The 16,809-nt window shown below is 36.0% G+C and carries 20 protein-coding genes and 1 tRNA gene; 12 read left to right on the forward strand and 9 right to left on the reverse strand.

The window, feature by feature from the left end:
- Positions 1-30: 30 nt before the first annotated feature.
- The 3 genes from ACH3O9_RS07380 to ACH3O9_RS07390 are packed head-to-tail and all read right to left on the reverse strand — an operon-like array spanning position 31 to position 1,171.
- Complete coding sequence (locus ACH3O9_RS07380; RefSeq protein ID WP_416445815.1) at positions 31-435, reverse strand: hypothetical protein; 405 nt, start codon at positions 433-435, stop codon at positions 31-33.
- Positions 436-855, reverse strand: coding sequence for a hypothetical protein (locus ACH3O9_RS07385; protein WP_416445816.1), 420 nt, complete (start codon positions 853-855; stop codon positions 436-438).
- A 16-nt stretch (positions 856-871) separates the two neighbouring features.
- Positions 872-1,171 (reverse strand): hypothetical protein, encoded by a 300-nt coding sequence (locus ACH3O9_RS07390; RefSeq protein WP_416445818.1) that lies wholly within the window; start codon positions 1,169-1,171, stop codon positions 872-874.
- Positions 1,172-1,282: 111 nt separating this feature from the next.
- Here ACH3O9_RS07390 and recJ point away from each other — a divergent pair, with 111 nt between their 5' ends.
- Positions 1,283-2,989 carry a single-stranded-DNA-specific exonuclease RecJ gene (recJ, locus tag ACH3O9_RS07395; protein WP_416445820.1) on the forward strand — a complete coding sequence of 569 codons (1,707 nt, stop codon included), beginning with the start codon at positions 1,283-1,285 and terminating at the stop codon, positions 2,987-2,989.
- 93 nt (positions 2,990-3,082) lie between these two features.
- Entirely contained in the window at positions 3,083-3,433 is a 351-nt protein-coding gene (locus ACH3O9_RS07400; protein WP_416445822.1) for a hypothetical protein, read from the forward strand.
- Here the strand turns inward: ACH3O9_RS07400 and ACH3O9_RS07405 are convergent.
- From ACH3O9_RS07405 to ACH3O9_RS07415, 3 genes are read right to left on the reverse strand one after another with little or no spacing between them, the layout of a single operon-like run.
- Positions 3,430-4,209, reverse strand: a complete 780-nt coding sequence (locus tag ACH3O9_RS07405) for a UDP-2,3-diacylglucosamine diphosphatase (protein ID WP_416445824.1) — start codon at positions 4,207-4,209, stop codon at positions 3,430-3,432. The genes ACH3O9_RS07400 and ACH3O9_RS07405 overlap by 4 nt on opposite strands.
- Positions 4,210-4,214: 5 nt before the next feature.
- Entirely contained in the window at positions 4,215-4,667 is a 453-nt protein-coding gene (locus ACH3O9_RS07410; RefSeq protein ID WP_416445826.1) for a 6-pyruvoyl trahydropterin synthase family protein, read from the reverse strand.
- On the reverse strand, positions 4,660-4,860 hold the full coding sequence (locus tag ACH3O9_RS07415) for a hypothetical protein (RefSeq protein WP_416445828.1): 201 nt from the start codon (positions 4,858-4,860) through the stop codon (positions 4,660-4,662). Before ACH3O9_RS07415 ends, ACH3O9_RS07410 begins: the two co-directional genes overlap by 8 nt.
- A 204-nt stretch (positions 4,861-5,064) precedes the next feature.
- Here ACH3O9_RS07415 and ACH3O9_RS07420 point away from each other — a divergent pair, with 204 nt between their 5' ends.
- Entirely contained in the window at positions 5,065-5,712 is a 648-nt protein-coding gene (locus tag ACH3O9_RS07420) for a 2OG-Fe(II) oxygenase (protein ID WP_416445830.1), read from the forward strand.
- On the opposite strand, the gene ACH3O9_RS07425 is transcribed toward ACH3O9_RS07420, so the two are convergent.
- Positions 5,709-7,046, reverse strand: a complete 1,338-nt coding sequence (locus tag ACH3O9_RS07425; protein WP_416445832.1) for an MATE family efflux transporter — start codon at positions 7,044-7,046, stop codon at positions 5,709-5,711. The two genes, ACH3O9_RS07420 and ACH3O9_RS07425, sit on opposite strands and share 4 nt — an antisense overlap.
- Before the next feature lie 71 nt (positions 7,047-7,117).
- A complete protein-coding gene (locus ACH3O9_RS07430; protein WP_416446641.1) occupies positions 7,118-7,621 on the reverse strand; it encodes a GNAT family N-acetyltransferase in 504 nt (167 codons plus the stop codon).
- Between the two features lie 46 nt (positions 7,622-7,667).
- On the opposite strand from ACH3O9_RS07430, the gene ACH3O9_RS07435 reads away from it, so the two are divergent.
- The 4 genes from ACH3O9_RS07435 (at position 7,668) to ACH3O9_RS07450 (ending at position 12,184) form a co-directional block, all read left to right on the forward strand.
- The gene (locus tag ACH3O9_RS07435; RefSeq protein ID WP_416445834.1) at positions 7,668-8,465 is read left to right on the forward strand and encodes a universal stress protein; all 798 of its coding nucleotides are present in this window, start codon (positions 7,668-7,670) and stop codon (positions 8,463-8,465) included.
- A gap of 44 nt (positions 8,466-8,509) precedes the next feature.
- Positions 8,510-8,583: transfer RNA gene (locus tag ACH3O9_RS07440), tRNA-Ala, on the forward strand.
- 236 nt (positions 8,584-8,819) lie between these two features.
- Complete coding sequence (locus ACH3O9_RS07445) at positions 8,820-10,046, forward strand: site-specific integrase (protein ID WP_416445836.1); 1,227 nt, start codon at positions 8,820-8,822, stop codon at positions 10,044-10,046.
- A 1,064-nt stretch (positions 10,047-11,110) separates the two neighbouring features.
- A complete protein-coding gene (locus tag ACH3O9_RS07450; protein ID WP_416445838.1) occupies positions 11,111-12,184 on the forward strand; it encodes a Fic family protein in 1,074 nt (357 codons plus the stop codon).
- 128 nt (positions 12,185-12,312) lie between these two features.
- Here ACH3O9_RS07450 and ACH3O9_RS07455 read toward each other — a convergent pair whose 3' ends face one another.
- Positions 12,313-12,555, reverse strand: coding sequence for a hypothetical protein (locus ACH3O9_RS07455; protein ID WP_416445840.1), 243 nt, complete (start codon positions 12,553-12,555; stop codon positions 12,313-12,315).
- 557 nt (positions 12,556-13,112) lie between these two features.
- On the opposite strand from ACH3O9_RS07455, the gene ACH3O9_RS07460 reads away from it, so the two are divergent.
- The 5 genes from ACH3O9_RS07460 to nhaA all read left to right on the forward strand — a co-directional run bounded on the left by ACH3O9_RS07460 (position 13,113) and on the right by nhaA (position 16,345).
- Entirely contained in the window at positions 13,113-13,280 is a 168-nt protein-coding gene (locus ACH3O9_RS07460; RefSeq protein ID WP_416445842.1) for a BfmA/BtgA family mobilization protein, read from the forward strand.
- 460 nt (positions 13,281-13,740) lie between these two features.
- Positions 13,741-13,866 (forward strand): hypothetical protein, encoded by a 126-nt coding sequence (locus ACH3O9_RS07465; protein WP_416445844.1) that lies wholly within the window; start codon positions 13,741-13,743, stop codon positions 13,864-13,866.
- A 13-nt stretch (positions 13,867-13,879) separates the two neighbouring features.
- The gene (locus tag ACH3O9_RS07470) at positions 13,880-14,041 is read left to right on the forward strand and encodes a hypothetical protein (RefSeq protein WP_416445846.1); all 162 of its coding nucleotides are present in this window, start codon (positions 13,880-13,882) and stop codon (positions 14,039-14,041) included.
- A 271-nt stretch (positions 14,042-14,312) separates the two neighbouring features.
- Positions 14,313-14,960, forward strand: coding sequence for a hypothetical protein (locus ACH3O9_RS07475; protein ID WP_416445848.1), 648 nt, complete (start codon positions 14,313-14,315; stop codon positions 14,958-14,960).
- A gap of 92 nt (positions 14,961-15,052) precedes the next feature.
- The gene (nhaA, locus tag ACH3O9_RS07480) at positions 15,053-16,345 is read left to right on the forward strand and encodes a Na+/H+ antiporter NhaA (RefSeq protein ID WP_416445850.1); all 1,293 of its coding nucleotides are present in this window, start codon (positions 15,053-15,055) and stop codon (positions 16,343-16,345) included.
- Positions 16,346-16,809: the final 464 nt, after the last annotated feature.

The following is a 16,809-nucleotide window of genomic DNA, read 5'->3' on the forward strand; positions in this document are numbered from 1 at the left end:
TTTAAAACAGGTGGTTGTATTGATAGAAAATCATCTTGTGTTCTTACCTTCCAGCAAATCAACAAGTTTAAAAATATGTTCATTGCTATAGCCAGCAGTATTCACTTTACTAAATTTCTTTTTCCCCGTCCAGATGATCATTTTATCTCTAAAGAGCTCTATTTCGCGAATGCGATCTGGCCGAATAATCTGCGTTTTTTGTTTCCCTAGTTTAAAAGAAATAAGATGCTTTTGAAACCTTACGTAATCTTTAAATCTTAAGGGAGAGATAACAGGAATGTAGAGCAGAATCATAGCGATAGCCATAAGAAATGAATAATGATTATTTCTAAGCAGGTCTACTAAGCCAAGAATCATTATGAATATTCCAGCAGCGTAGAAGTACATCTTCCAGCGAGCACGTTGATTAATGAACGTAATATTTTTGTACTTCATTTAAGCTGTAGCTACTTTATTATTAATATGAAGCTTATCAAGAAATTGGCAAACATCTTCATTCGTGAATAAGGCTGTATTGATGAGATGGCTCTTACCATCTTTCATGTTTAATTCAATACTTGTACCTTTAGTTTTTATCGTTCTCAGATTTTTTAAAGAGATCACTTCTCGATTGTGTTTGAGTTTAAATGAAATCTTATAAGGGCTGTAATGCACAACATATTCATGCCGGCGCTCGTAAGCTATTTTTGCAGGGAATAACAAAACAATGTAGCTGGCAGCAATTAAAAATGTAGTGCTTTGTCCGTTTGCTCCGCTCCAGATAAAGTAAGTAGAAACACCTAGAATTAGTAAGCACACTGCTATATAAATCAGATTAAGTCTGGAGAATGAATCATAGAAGTAAATCTTTTTCATACAACAATATAATGATTTATTCTCGTATTCTCATAACCTCCAGATATACAGGGCCACCATCAAGAGGATAGCCTTGAACTTTCTTAGCGATAAGAATAGTTTGTTTTCCTAAATGTGCATCGAGATCTACAGTCTCACTTTTTAATGCATAAGTTTCCTGATCTGTTTTTAAAGTGTGCGTGCCATATTGATAAGTGGTCATTCCCGCACGTTCTATAATACCATTATAAGTTTCTTCGGTGTTTTCAGGGGTCGAACTCTTGCAGCCTAATGCCAGAAATAAGCTTATAATTAAAATATTTTTCAGGGTTTTCATATTCTCGTTTGTTTAAAATTAATCATAATTTTAGCCTTTTCAAACCTGATTTTACTTCATCTGTTTTCGATTAATAATCATTAACTTATCATTTAATATTGTAAAAAAACCATGCGCTGGACACTAAAACCTGCCCCAAATACCCAAAAAACGGCTAAACTGGCTGCAGAATTAGGCGTGCCTCAATCTATCGCCTCTTTACTTATTCAGCGCGGGGTAGAAACTTTTGCTCAGGCAAAAAAGTTCTTTCGTCCTTCTTTAGAAGATCTGCATGATCCCTTTTTAATGAAAGATATGGACAGAGCGGTTGAGCGCATAGAAAAAGCTATCGCTCAAGGCGAAAACATTATGGTTTATGGTGATTATGATGTTGATGGCACTACAAGTGTTGCGTTAATGAGTAGTTATCTACTCTCAAAATACCCTAATGTGGCGACCTATATTCCAGATCGTTATGCAGAAGGCTATGGTGTCTCTTATCAGGGGATAGATTATGCGCACGATAATGATATTTCACTAATTATAGCTTTAGACTGCGGAATTAAGGCAATAGATAAAGTTGCTTACGCGAAAGAAAAAGAGATTGATTTTATAATCTGTGATCACCACCGCCCGGGAGCTGAAATCCCTGATGCAGTCGCTGTTCTTGATCCTAAGAGGAAGGATTGCAATTATCCTTATGACGAACTTTGTGGTTGTGGTGTGGGTTTTAAATTAATACAAGCCATAGCGCAAAAAGCGGGTTATCCTGTTAATTCGCTATTGCCGTACTTAGACCTTGTTGCTACAGCGATAGGTGCAGATATTGTGCCCATTACCGGCGAAAACAGAGTGCTGGCTTATTTTGGTCTTGAAGTAATAAATACGCTGCCGCGTACCGGTATTCAGGCTTTAATAGAAAATGTCAAGAAAGATAAACTCACGATTACAGATGTAGTTTTTATAATAGCACCACGTATTAATGCAGCCGGAAGAATAAAGCATGGGTTACATGCCGTTGATCTTTTAAAAGAAACAGATAAGGAGCGCGCAATGAAAATGGCTGCTGAGATTGAATCATTTAATGCTGAGCGCAAAGACCTCGATAAACTAATTACAGAACAAGCTCTGGAACAAATTCTTGATAAAAAGGAAGAAAACAGAAAAACAACAGTCGTTTTTAAAGAAGACTGGCATAAAGGTGTAATTGGCATTGTGGCCTCACGTCTTACAGAAACTTATTACAGGCCAACTCTTGTTTTTACACAAAGCGGGGAGAAACTAGCTGCCAGCGCACGATCTGTTACAGGTTTTGATGTTTATGAAGCTCTTGAAGGGTGTGCAGAACACATAGAGCAATTTGGGGGTCATAAGTATGCTGCCGGCCTCACTTTGCACGAGAAAGATTATGAAAATTTTAAACAGAAGTTTGAAGAAGTGGTGTCACAAAGTATTGATGAGCGACTCTTAGTGCCAGAGATACGGGTAGATATGAAAATGGAATTAAGCGATATCAATCCAAAGTTTTACCGCATTTTAAGACAGTTTGCTCCATTTGGCCCCGGTAATATGACTCCAATATTTATGACTGAAGATTTGAAAGACACCGGTTATGGTAAATGTGTAGGCGGCGATGATGCTCACCTTAAATGTACCCTAACTCAGCATGGCTTGCCGGGACAATATTCTGGGCCTGCAATAGGAGCAATTGGTTTTAATCTAGGTAATAAATTTGCATTGATACAAAATCAAAAACCTTTTAAAGCTGTATACTCTCTAGACACTAATGAGTGGAATGGCGACGTGACGCTTCAGTTAAAACTGAGAGATATTCAGTAGACTTGTGAATTGGTATTAATAGCTAATCTTTCGTTTAACATATTTTTATTTAGAATTAATCTAAACAAGTGTATATTTGTGAAAATGCTTATTATGGACCACATAAACATCATTTATAGAAATCACTTTGGGATTGCTTTTTATTGGAAGGATGTAATCGAAAAACCTACTCTCACCGCCCAAATAATATTTAGGGATATGGGTTTTTACTTGTCGCTAGACGAGCTAAAGAGTTTTAGTTATCAGGTTGTAGAAGGTTTGTCGCAGCGCCATTGTGATAACTGTACCAATAAAGGTGACTGCCGCTCTCTTTTATTAAAAACACCGTCTGCTAAGATTGACCTTGCGATAAGCAGAAATGAATTGCTGGATCTGCAGGATCTTCTGGACAATGTGATTATTAGAATGGAAACTAAAAAATATATGTCTTTCGCCCTAAACTAAAGAGTAAAAGTCTTTAGTTCAAAGGTTTCGCCATTAAAAACGCCATACGTATAGTGGTTTATCCAGTCGCCCAGATTAAAATATGAAGAACGGGGACCTACTTTAATTTCCATAGGTAAATGCCTGTGCCCAAAAATAAAATAATCGTAATGGTTGGTTTCCAGTTTTCGCTTTGCGTAAGTAGCTAACCATTCTTTCTCTTCTCCCAGAAAAACATGATCATCGTCACCAGAGATCAATTTGTTTTTTACAGACATGTGCTGCCCAATTCGCATTCCAATATCAGGGTGCATCCACCTGAAAAGCCATTGAAAAAAAGGTGATTTAAAAACCTTTTTCATTCTTTTATAACCTTTGTCACCAGGGCCTAAACCATCGCCATGACCTATAAAGAACAATTTGCTGTTTATTTGAAAGACCTGTGGCTTAAAAAAAACAGGAATATTAAGTTCATCCTTAAAATAATCACGCATCCATAGATCGTGATTACCCACAAAAAAATAAATATCTATACCGCTGTCTTTAAGTTGGGCAAGTTTACCTAATACGCGTACAAAACCTTTAGGAACAACAGTTTTATACTCAAACCAAAAGTCGAAAAGATCGCCTAGCAAAAATATAACTCCCGCATCTTCTTTGATCTCATCAAGCCACTGTATAAATTTTAATTCCCGCGGTCTGCTTTCTAGTTTAGTAGGAGCGCCTAGATGATTATCACTTGAGAAATAAACTTTTTTTCCGGCAGGAATGTGAAGGTTAAAATCAGGAGTTACCATGCAGGTTATTTATTATCTGAAGCATACCATTCTGCAAAACTAGAATCTGTTTCCTGTAATTTAAGTGAATGCAACTGAATGTTTTCTGGTAAGAATTTCTTTATTTTTTCGGCAAAATCAATCACCATCATTTCGCTGGTAGGTTGATAATCTACAAGCAGAACGTTGTGACCACGGTCTGATAGTTCTTTGGCCAGCTCAACATGAGGTGTATTTTTATTAAAAACAGTAGCATGATCAAACACATCTACGATCTCACCTTTCACGATCTTTTTGAGGTCGCCAAAATCGATCACCATACCGTATTTCACATTCGTGTTATTTGATATAGGCTCACCTATTACAGTAACAGATAATTTATAGCTATGGCCATGCACATTGCGGCATTTACCATCATAACCATATAAAGCGTGACCAGTCTCAAAAGAGAATAGCTTAGTGATACGTATTTTATTCATTAGAGTTCTGGCTGCGTTGCCTGTGTTTTTTAATGTAAAGAATAATGAGCACGATCAATACAAGTAAAGTAGCTCCTAAATAGACGCCATATTTTCCTATAAATGTACCTATCTCATAACCGGCGTCATAAGCCTTGTCACTTACAGAATCTCCCTCTGCCTGCTGCCATAAATAATATAGAATCTGTATCATTTTTTAAACCTGTTATACAAATAGATAATTATTAAAACTACGGCTAAAATTAAAAACAGCCCAGAACCAGTTAAAAACCGAAGAATACCCATTAAAATCGAAATTATAGACAAAAGTAACAAGAATGATCTGCTGTACCTAAAAATTAGTCCACAGATAGATTTTTTTGAAAAAGAGATTGCTTTTTTGCCTTTATTTACCGGCATGAAAACACAGCTTTTTGAGCAACTTGATTTTGTAGAAAACCCACTTTATGAGGTGATTATAGATGACCTTCTACAAAGACAATATTCTATTGTTGATAATTTTTTTAATCCTGAAGAGGTTCACATAATCCGTGATTCTTTAAAACAGGTTTATGAAGCAGATCGCTTTAAAAAAGCAGCTATAGGCAATAAGCTGAACGAAGAAATAGACAAAACCATACGCGGAGATTATATTTTATGGATTAATGAACTTAACGCAAGTAGTGCAGAGCAGCTGTTTTTTGCTAAAATGAATGACCTGATAAGCTACCTTAACAGAACTTGCTTTATGGGGATTCTACAAAAGGAGTTTCACTATGCCATTTATCCTAAGGGAACTTTTTACAAACGCCATCTAGATACTTTTCAAAATGATGATCGTAGAAAATTATCTTTTGTTTGTTATCTTAATGATGACAGTTGGCTTGCAGCAAATGGTGGCGAACTCACACTTTATATTCCTGAAGGTGCTGGTGAAAAGTCCTTAGATATAATCCCCAGCCCGGGTAGGGTTGTTATTTTTGAAAGTCAGGTGCTAGAACACGAAGTAAAACCTGTATTAGCTTCAGAACGGTTGAGTATTACTGGCTGGTTAAAAACGCGTTAAGCAGTCAATTTTGGTTTGAATTTCTTTCGGAATTTAATAATCAATGCGCCGCCGCGTATGATCATCCATACGCTGAAAGCGATCCAGACAGCATATAGTTTGAGACCGAAATAATCACCTATAAACAAAGCCGGCACAAAACCAAAAAACGTAGCCAGTAGTAAAACATTGCGCAAGTATTTCATTTCGCCCATTCCCTTAAAGATCCCATCAAAAATAAAGGCCACGGCATTTAACGGCTGCATGAGAATTATAATGAAAAATAATGCAGAATATCTGGCAATAACCTCTGGTTCTTTACTAAAAATAAGACCAAGCGGTTTGTACAGAAAAACGGCTATTATCATTAAAAAAACGGCCACAATCAGCCCAAAACCGGTTACTTTTTTACTGAGGTTCCACAAGCCGGAATAGTCTTTTGCGCCCAGCAATTTACCGGCAAGAATATTTCCTGCAGCGGCATAACCATCTATAAAAAACGCTGAAAACAACCAGATATTTATAAGTATTGTCTGTGCAGCTATGTAAGACGCACCGTAACCGGTTGCAAATGAATTTGCCAGATAGAGCGCCAGATTTAAAGCTATTGTGCGCACAAAGAGGTTGAGCGCCATACCAATTAATCTATAGAGTTCTGGGTTAAGTGGCAGGCGTAATTTTAGTGAGACTTCAGTTTTTTGTAGTAAAAGTATAAGTGAAAGCAAGGCCATAACCGCCTGAGCTATTAGACTGGCATACGCCGCTCCCGCAATATTAAGAGCAGGAAAATAACCTTCAACACCATAGACTAATAAAAAGTCAAGTAAAATATTTAAAGCCGCGCCTATAATTGCAACAACCATGGGCCAGAACGTATTCTGCAAACCTCTAAAAATGCCAAAGACTGCAAATGTGAACAGGGTTAAAGGGAACCCCCAAACGCGTATACTGTAATATTCTACGCAGTACTGCAATATGAGACCAGAAGCATTGTAGAGCGCAAAAATTTGCTCTATAAAAAAAACGGTGCTTAGCAGAATAACTATACTTAAAGCGATATTGAGAAAAATAGCCTGGGCCGGGAGATCTTTAATTTCATTTAATTTTCCCGCGCCTAAGTATTGAGCGATAATAGCTTGCAAAGCACTTCGCGTTTGTCCCAAAACCCAGATGAGCGCAGAAAGAAAAGACCCTACTATACCCACAGCAGCAAGAGCCTCTGTAGCATCAATATCAATATTGCCCACCACGGCAGCATCTGTGGCAGAAAGTATGGGTTCTGCAATACCGGTGAGTAGCGCAGGTATTGCGAGACGGTTTATATTTTTAAATGAGAGCGCAGAGGTTGAAGTCATGGATTTTTTCGCTTCAAGCGAAATTAACCATTTAATTTTTCACAACACTTTTAATAGGAACAGTAGTATTCTCAAAAGGGAAGCTCATAGCAATAAAAAGGATGATCGCTTTGTTTTGGAAAATAAACAGCGCCTAATTTTTTATAACCTCGTTTCTCGTAAAAATTCTGATTGCGTTTGTTCTGGCTAAAAGTATCCAGCCGCACCGACTGAAAATCACCCTCTTTTGCCCGATTTTCGGCAAAATTCATCAGTTTTTGAGCATAACCTTTGCCCTGAAATTTGGGGAGAACTGCCAGCCTATGAATGTAAATAGAGGGTTTTTGATCTGTCGTGAGCCATTCTATTTTGTCATATATCTCATCTTTTAAAGTAGAGATTACAATTGTACCCAGAATTGTATTTTTAGATTCAAGAACGTAGAGTTCATTTCTGGCGATGTCATTTTCAAAGGCAGCGCGAGAAGGGTAATGATCATTCCATTGATATATTTTATTAGCTATCATGTCTTTGGCGCAAGCCGCAGTAATTACTAATATTTTATCAATTTCATAAGGTTTTGCTAAGCGTATCATCATTAAGCCCTATTTTTGATGACAAATTACTGGTAAACTTTATTAAATGAAAAATATTTTGCTTCCTCTGGGTAACAATGACAGGTTTAAAACTAACCTGCCATATGTTATAGAAATTGCACGCTTGCTAAATGCGACAGTGTATGTTGCTCGCTTATTTAAAGAACTTCCTCGCTCTGGCGGTTTACTTGAAGGAAACCCTACAGTAGAAGAAATTACTACACAAGAACTTGAGCAAATCATTAGTCAATATGATACTAAAGGTGTTGAGGTGGTCGCAAAACCACTTGAAGGAGATGAATGGGTAGAAGCAGTAGGAAGGTTTAACCAGGCGATCACGACAGATCTAATAGTGCTTACACCAAAGCATCACAATATAAATGAAGAACATTATTTAGGTTCTGTGGCCGGCGCATTACTTAAAAAGACCGAAATACCAGTACTTATTGTGCCAGACGATTATGTTTATAGACCTATACAACGCATTCTAATGGCAGTAAAATCTGGGATTGTACATAATCCTGATGTTCTTAGACCATTAGTTGATATACAGGAAGGCGCGGGAGCAGAGATACGTTTACTACAAGTTAAGACCCCAGATTATCTGGCAGAGGATTCTGAATTTAATACAACTTTGGGCAAACTGGTTTCTTCTTATAAATCATCTGAAAACGCTACATTATTTCAGGGATTATTAGAGCATCTTAATGCCAATGACCCCGACTTTTTATGTGTTTTTCGCCGAAAAAGAGGGTTTTTTACCAAGTTATGGGAAGAAGACGCTGTGAAGAAAGTAGATTTTGAAAGTCGCCTGCCTTTATTGGTTTTGAAAGACGCAGAATAAGAAAGTATTTATACCGTAATTTAGTTATATTTGCCCTCCGTTTTGGGGATGTAGCTCAGTTGGCTAGAGTGCTTGACTGGCAGTCAAGAGGTCGTGGGTTCGAATCCCATCTTCTCCACTGAATAGAAATTAAATTCCACCAAAAACCCGCAAACATCACTGTTTGCGGGTTTTTTTATTTTGTATTATATCAAATAATACCATTTAATATCATCTAAATCGGGAGTAATTCGGGAGTAAATCGCGGAAGTAATTTTACTCCCGAATTAGCGTGGAAAATCCCGTCCTTACTGATTTCTTCATTTTTTTATTTCAAAATTATAAAGTAATTTAGAGTGGAATTTTGAACAAAAAATGAGCCTTTTACTCTCCATATTATTTCATATTCGAAAATCCAAGGGTAAATCCGATGGGTTAGCAGGCATTTATTGTCGTATAACAGCTGATGGCAAAAGGGCTGAAATGAGTATTGGAAGGAAGGTAGCTATCGATAAATGGGATGCTGCTGCGGAACGCGTTAAAGGAGTATCAGGCGGTGCTAAGGAGATCAATACCCTTATGCTTAGCATTCAAAATGACCTTCTTGAAAAACAACGGGAATTTAACAGACAAGGTATTTCCTTTACCGCTACTGATCTGCGTGATGCCTATCTGGGCAAAATCCATACCGCCAAGATGCTGTTAGAACTTTTTAAAGAGCATAACGATAAGATTTTTAGGTTGATACGTTCGGGGGAATATTCGCTGGGAACCTTTAAGCGCTATGACACCGTTCACAACCACCTAAGGGAATATATAAAAGCAAATTACCAGGGAACTGATATAGCTCTTAAAGATATTGATTACAAATTCATAGAGGGTTTTGCTTTCTTCCTGAAATCTGAGAAGAATTGTGCAACCAATACTACACTGAAATACATTCGTAATTTTAAAAAGATCGTTCGTATTGCACAGGCCCATAATTATATTCAGAAGGATCCCTTTATCAACTGGAAGATGAAACGAAAGGTAGTCAACCGCGAGTTCCTTTCGGAGACAGAACTAAAGAGGATGTCTGAAAAAGAATTTGAGATGGATCGTTTGAGCCAGGTGCGGGATATTTTTATATTTTCCTGTTTTACCGGCCTTGCCTATATCGATGTGCAAAAGCTTACCCGAAATGATATTCTTATGGGTGTTGACGGTAGTAAATGGATCAAGATTAAACGGACAAAGACTGACACACCCAGCAGCATCCCCGTGCTGCCAGAAGCCCAATATATCTTAGATAAATACGCAAATTTTCCACAAGTGGATAGCGCTAACAAATTACTGCCCGTAGCCAGCAATCAAAAGGTGAATGCGTACCTCAAAGAAATCGCGGTACTCTGCAAGATCAATAAGACGCTCACTTTTCATTTAGCCCGCCATACTTTTGCCACTACGGTAACCCTCTCTCGGGGTGTTCCTATTGAGACGGTGAGTAAGATGCTAGGGCATACCAATCTTACCACCACCCAACACTACGCCAAGGTGCTCGACTTAAAAATAAGCAGGGATATGCAGGACCTAAAGCAACGCAAGAGCATTCTGGGCAGATAAGTAAGAATCAGCCTAACCAACTTTCATCCTTATAAGATCTTAAAATGAGCTGATGAAAGAAAAAAGAGTAAAACCTCTTACCATTCTACCACAAATCTTCTGAGACCTTATAAACATTAGGTTGGTTTGTGGTAGGATCTCAAAGCATCATCTTACCACAATCCTACCCATCTTACCCCAAATGTGTGGTAGGATGGGTAGGATGAAAAAAGAACCTACCCAGGCCGTAAAGCCCTAGTTTTACTGGGCTGGGTAAGATGGTAGGATGTTTTGGGGTTTTTAAACAATTTTTGACCTGTGACAAGACTCATGAAAAAAACTATATACCATAAAATATAATTACCCAATTACCCTATACTTTTAAAGACCTTATAAATAAAGGTTTTTTGATAGGTAGATAGATAAAAATAGAATTACCCGCAATCTACCCAGCACTGGGTAATTGGGTAATTTCAAAAAACAGTCTAAAACTGCCCGTAACCCCTGCCAAAGCTGAATTGGGTAATGAGGTAGATGGTTTTAGGATTTTTGGAAGATTTAGAAGCGGACGAAAAGAAAAATAGCTACAAGTACAGCTATAAAACGATGAAACGATGACAGATAAGGAGAATTCCAAAGTTTACAAGGGCTGAAGTTGTCATCATTTTATCATCAAACTGTCATCAAAAAAATAAACGATGACAAAAAAGAAGCTTAGAAAATCTAAAATGATGAAGCGATGAAAATTTGATGACAGGCTAAGCCAGTGATGATAGGGTTTAAGAAGATTTTCATCAAATCATCAAAAATATTGACCAAAGTAGAGTGCTGGTGAAAATAGAAAAATAGAAGACTTTTTTCTATTTTCTTATTTGAAGCTGAATCGTTTCAGCTGCAAGAAGTTAGTGAAATTCATTAGCGAATTTCATTACAAAATTTAAGATGGAATATATTTCTGAAATTACAGATTACATTCGTTGTCTATAATAAGAAAAATAAGTATATGTCGATAAAATTAAAATATATCGACATATATTTGCAATATGTCGATGCCTTCGACATAGTTCTCTTTAAATGTCGATATCATGTATGATCCTGAAAAAGCATATAACAATCTGCCCTTATTACCTCCTAATGTTGAAGTTGAAACAAAGAAAATATTAAAGCAGGCAATTACATCAAATAAAATATTGGCAGAACTTAAAGGACGAGCGGATGAAATTCCGAATCAATCTATGCTTGTAAATGCCATCACATTACAAGAAGCTAAAGACAGTTCTGAAATTGAAAATATAGTCACAACTCAGGATACGTTGTACAAAGCTTTTTCTTCTAATATTTCTACTATCGATGCCCAGACAAAAGAGGTTTTAAGATATCGTCAGGCATTATGGGAAGGGTATACTGATTTAAGTAAAAGACCGCTTTCCACAAACTCCTTTATTCAAATAGTGCAGACTATAAAAGAGAACGATTCTAGTATAAGAAATGCACCCGGAACTAAAATCACGAGTAATAATACAACCATTTATACTCCTCCAGAAGGTGAATCTGTAATTCGAAATCTATTAAAAAATCTAGAAGATTATATACATGCAGAAGATGATATTGATCTTCTAATAAAATTGGCAATAATGCACTACCAGTTTGAAGCGATACATCCCTTCTTTGATGGGAACGGTAGGACGGGTAGGGTCATTAATATGCTCTTTATGGTCGAGAATGGGCTTTTGGACACTCCTATACTTTATCTTAGTAAATACATCATTGAGAATAAAAATGAGTATTATACAAATCTCAGAGGTGTAACCGAAAATGAAGCATGGGAAACTTGGATTCTTTTTATATTAAAAGGTATAGAAGAAACTGCGCGATACACTTTAGATAAAATAAATTCAATTAATAGTTTGATGCAGGAAACCATTGTTTTTGCAAAAGAAAAACTGCCAGCTCGAGTTTATTCTAAAGAACTAATTGAACTCTTATTTGAACAGCCTTATTGTAAGGTTAAATACCTTGTTGATAAAGATATAGCAAAACGTCAAACTGCAGCGGAATACCTTAATGAGCTTGAAGCAATTGGAATCTTAAAATCACAGAAAGTAGGAGTTGAAAACCTGTATTTAAATGTAAAATTGGTTGAGGTTTTAAAAAAATAAAAGAATTCAAATAAGGCTTTCTGGAAAGCAGGGAAAGATTTATGGCTGTGTCCATACCGATGGTTGCAAAGAAAAAAAGGAATAATTTAAAGTGAAATCACCCCATTCCCCTCCATTACGCAAAAGCTTCATTGCAGGGAAAGCGGTTCATGCAAAAAGTCTTGAACACAATCCCAGAAAAAGGGATTACGTTCGCTTGATCCTCTGCCTTCTAGTTTTGAATTTAAAAGGAAGATTTTTAAAACGTCAGCTTTCCAAAAACTAATTAACCAGAGCAGCCATTTCCTTTTCTTTAAAGAACTAAAATTTAGTTTGGGAGCTTTGCATAACCAGGCTCCCTTCGTCGCACTTTTTATAAAAGCTCTTTCCAAACTTAAATTTTAAATCACGGTCTATCGGAAAAGGAAACGCGATGGCGCTATGGGAAGTAAAGGGATAGTGAACCGGAAAATTTATTCGTTTATAGCTTATAAATTCTACCTGTAAGATCCTGAATTTCTTTAAATAAAAAAAGGAATACGCTCCAGATATAAAAAGTAAATGGATTTTTTTTGAGGTTGTTTTTTGATACTGCTCTGCCATGATTTTGAATTGAATAGCATTAAATTTTCTGTAGATTTCACCCTCATTTTTTAAGAATACTGTTAGCGCGTAATCTTTAATTTCTTAAAATTTACAGGGTGATTTGGTGTTGAAATAGGAACCCTTACATTTTACGTAGGGGTTCGATTTTATGTCCGCTTTTGGCGGACAGAAGGCGAAGCAAGAGGATAACACGCGTTGCGATGTTATTATTTATAAACGCCTTATTTTCAGGTATTTAATTTTGTTAAAAATTATACTTTATCTGGAATTTGCGACAAATCCTCTTAAAACCCTAGTAAACAGGCAATTATTTGCGACAAATCACTAAAAAAACAGGACTATTATGGAACCTTTTATCAGCATCCGGATCAAACGAAAAACAGCGAAAAAGTTTCAGGAATTTTCAAAGAAAAACTTTAAGACCCATTCCGAAACTATGGAAGACATGCTGGATATTTTTGGGTACGAAAGGAACTATTATTTGACTTTTTTTTCATTAGCCCAGTATTAAATAAATAAATCTCTAGTTAATTCTAAAAGTAAAGCAGAACAATCTATAGACATTAACTTCCATATGAAATACGGCGAACTCATATGGGTATTAAGTTTGTCCACAATGCCACGTTATTAAATAAATGAATCAGGGATTCATGGCTACTCAACTAAAGTGATAAACTTAGTTCAAGTTTCTCTACCCTCAAAAAATAAAAGTGTAATTGGAGATTCCTAATAATTATGTCGGCAAGAGGACGGGGCTAATTTTTCAGTCCTTTTAATCTTTGGAGGATTATATTAAAAATGAAGTATTTAATTTATTTACTTTTTTTGACACATAATCTTTTGTAGTCACAAGAGAGTTTCTCATCCTTTTATGAACTGGAAGTCGACATAGCCTATTCCATTTCAGATCTCTCTTCACAAAGTTTCCGTCTTGAAAACCGAAATGTCATTTATAATTATTGCGAACTGGTATGTCGCAAAGCGAATTGATGTTTCTCATACAATATAGATTTGAGAATATTGTTGATGCTTCCGAAGAAAATGAAATTAGATTGGTGCAGCAACTGGAATGGGAAAAAGAGAACGCCTATTATTAAAAAAGGCTGCGCAATGAGCAACGATTATATAATATTATCACAAAATACCGCTTATGTTGGGTTTGAGTGCCCAATGACCAACAATTATAACAATCCATATCTCAGAGTAGAAACTGAATCATTAGTAGACCTTGCCCGTTCACAAAAACCTGAATTAGAACAAGGTTTCGAGTAGTGTAATAGATTGGTTCCTATTTCCAACTTAAAATATATCATCCATACAGAAACATATTTCTTAAAATATAAAAGGAACATCCCACTCCGTAAAGATTTAGCCTTAATAATAAAACTAATAGGTGGGTATATTTTACCCAATCGGGTATTAATTCCTCGATATGATTTTTCTTTATTTTTTATAAATAATTGTATTTCAATATTTTAAATAAATATAAATCTGATTGCAGATCTAGGAGTAATTATTGAAACCATATGTTTAAAAAGTAGAAATGAGCAGCTATAATAAATATAATAAAAAGGAAGTTAAACAACGTTGGAATTTTGCATTCGCGTTATTTATAGTTTTCGGTTTAGTTTTAACCACTAATTTATTGGACAGAAAGCATTTCAATACCGCACAAGATGCCTTAACAACGGTTTACGAAGACCGCGTGGTTGCACAGCATTATCTTTATAATATGAATACCATCATCCATCAAAAAGAAGAGCAGTTTCTTCAGAAAAAGGTTAGGGAATCTCTAGAACAAGATGTTATTTTAGAAGAGTTGGTCGAAAAGTATGCTGCTACAAAATTGACCTTAGATGAACGTAGAGAATTTGCAACCCTACAGCAACATCTTGCAACTCTTAGAAAGATAGAATTTAAATTGCGCAAAAAACCCTCTATAGAAAATCAAAATATCCCTGCCATATTCAAAGAAATTAAAAAGGACCTTAATATTCTAGCAGATATACAAATGTCCGAGAGTGAAAACAGGACAAAAATTGCTCAAAAATCACTTAATACAAATCAATTACTATCCCATATGGAATTTGGTTTGTTATTAATAATCGGTGTACTTCTTCAGCTTGTTATTTTTTATCGTGTAAAAAACACTCCTAAAATTAATGCTAGAATGGGTCTCAGAGTAGAGTAATTTAATCTACACCTCCACTCATATTTAAATTTCTTTATTAAAAACTTGATTAGACTCGTTTTGAGACTACCCAATTACTATATAATACTTCAATGATTAGAAAATTCCTTACCCCATTTCAAAATTTCATAAAAATTGAAAGCCTTAGTGGGCTACTACTTGTTGTGACGACCGCTATTGCCCTCATTTGTGCAAACTCTTCAGCAAATGCTTTCTATTACTCCATCTTGCATTATGAGCTAGGCATCACTTTAAATACTTTTAATTTTACTAAACCGGTCATCCTCTGGGTTAATGATGGCTTAATGGTTATTTTCTTTTTCTTGATAGGCCTTGAAATAAAACGAGAATTGCTCATAGGCGAACTCAACTCTATAAGAAAAGCAGCTTTCCCCTTAGTAGGCGCTATAGGTGGTATGCTAGTTCCTGTAGTTCTGTTTTTAATACTTAATCAAAATCCAGAAACTCAAGATGCTTGGGGCATACCAATGGCTACGGATATAGCTTTTTCTCTTGCGGTTCTAAATAGTTTGGGCAAACGCGTACCGCTTAGTCTTAAAATATTCCTATCTGCATTTGCAATAGTTGATGATATAGGTGCTGTGCTTATTATTGCTTTATTTTATAGCAGTAGTTTAAATATAATGTTGTTGTTAGTCGCACTTTTAATTTTGATAATTATGTACTTCTTGTCCTACCGTGGGATTTACTCTACCGTGGTGCTTACGTTTGCAGGAATAACGGTTTGGTTTCTGTTTCTTAAAGCTGGCATCCATCCTACAATCGCAGGTATTTTGTTGGCATTTGCAGTACCTGTACGTCAGAGTATAAATACTTCAACATTTTTAGAAAGTATTCAGAAAGTTTATGAGGATATTAAAAGAGCACCTATTTTAAAGAAACCCGTATTATCAAACCAGCAGCTGCAACAGGTAGAAAATCTTGAATATATCGTACGTACATTTCGTTCGCCTTTGCAAAGCCTAGAGGATAATTTACACGGCTTGGTAGCGTATTTTATAATACCTGTTTTTGCACTTGCTAACGCAGGAATAGGGCTGCAAAACCTGACAACTGTAGATAATTTCTTGGTTTTTAATATTGCAATCTGTTTAGTACTAGGAAAAGGGGTAGGTGTGAGTCTCATTGTGCTTTGGGCAAAGAAATTTAAATGGATTACAGTTCCGGACAATATTGATAACCGGCAGATAATTGGTGTATCTTTTCTTGCAGGAATAGGGTTTACAATGGCTATATTTATAGGTAATCTGGCTTTCACTTCTGAGATTTATCTCAACTCAGCAAAAATTGGAATTCTTATTGGATCCGCTATTGCAGCAATTGTAGGTTTTATTATATTGAGAAGTAAACCGCAGATCATTTAAAAGCTTTAAATAGTAACAATCTATTGTCAATTGAAAATACACTCTGAATATTATAAAATTAAGAGCATAATAGTGATTACACTTTGCGCTAAAGGGAAATAGCAATCCTGAGGATCAATTTAGTAAAATTGAAGATAAACAGATAAGTACCTTAGCCTTTTAGATCAACCACTTCCCCCTGATTTCTTCGTTTTCATCCTTCAATTGGTAGTTTTGGGCGCATACTAAGTTATTCCCATTATAGGAATTAATGGCTTGTGGGCGGTTTGGAACAAAAATTCATTTAGTTTATATTATGCAATATATGGATTCTTGACTGGGAAAAGTATTTAGGTTCAAAGACGAAAAGCTAAGGTCCTTGAGCATTGAGAGAATGACGTAGGTTTAATAGTGTTGTTTGGTGCACCCGCGGTATTTATAGTTTAAATATTGCACCTCGACTTCGTAGATAGGTTCCCAATTAA

This window comes from Leeuwenhoekiella sp. A16 (genome assembly GCF_047946675.1).
In the GTDB taxonomy this organism is placed as follows: Bacteria; Bacteroidota; Bacteroidia; order Flavobacteriales; family Flavobacteriaceae; genus Leeuwenhoekiella.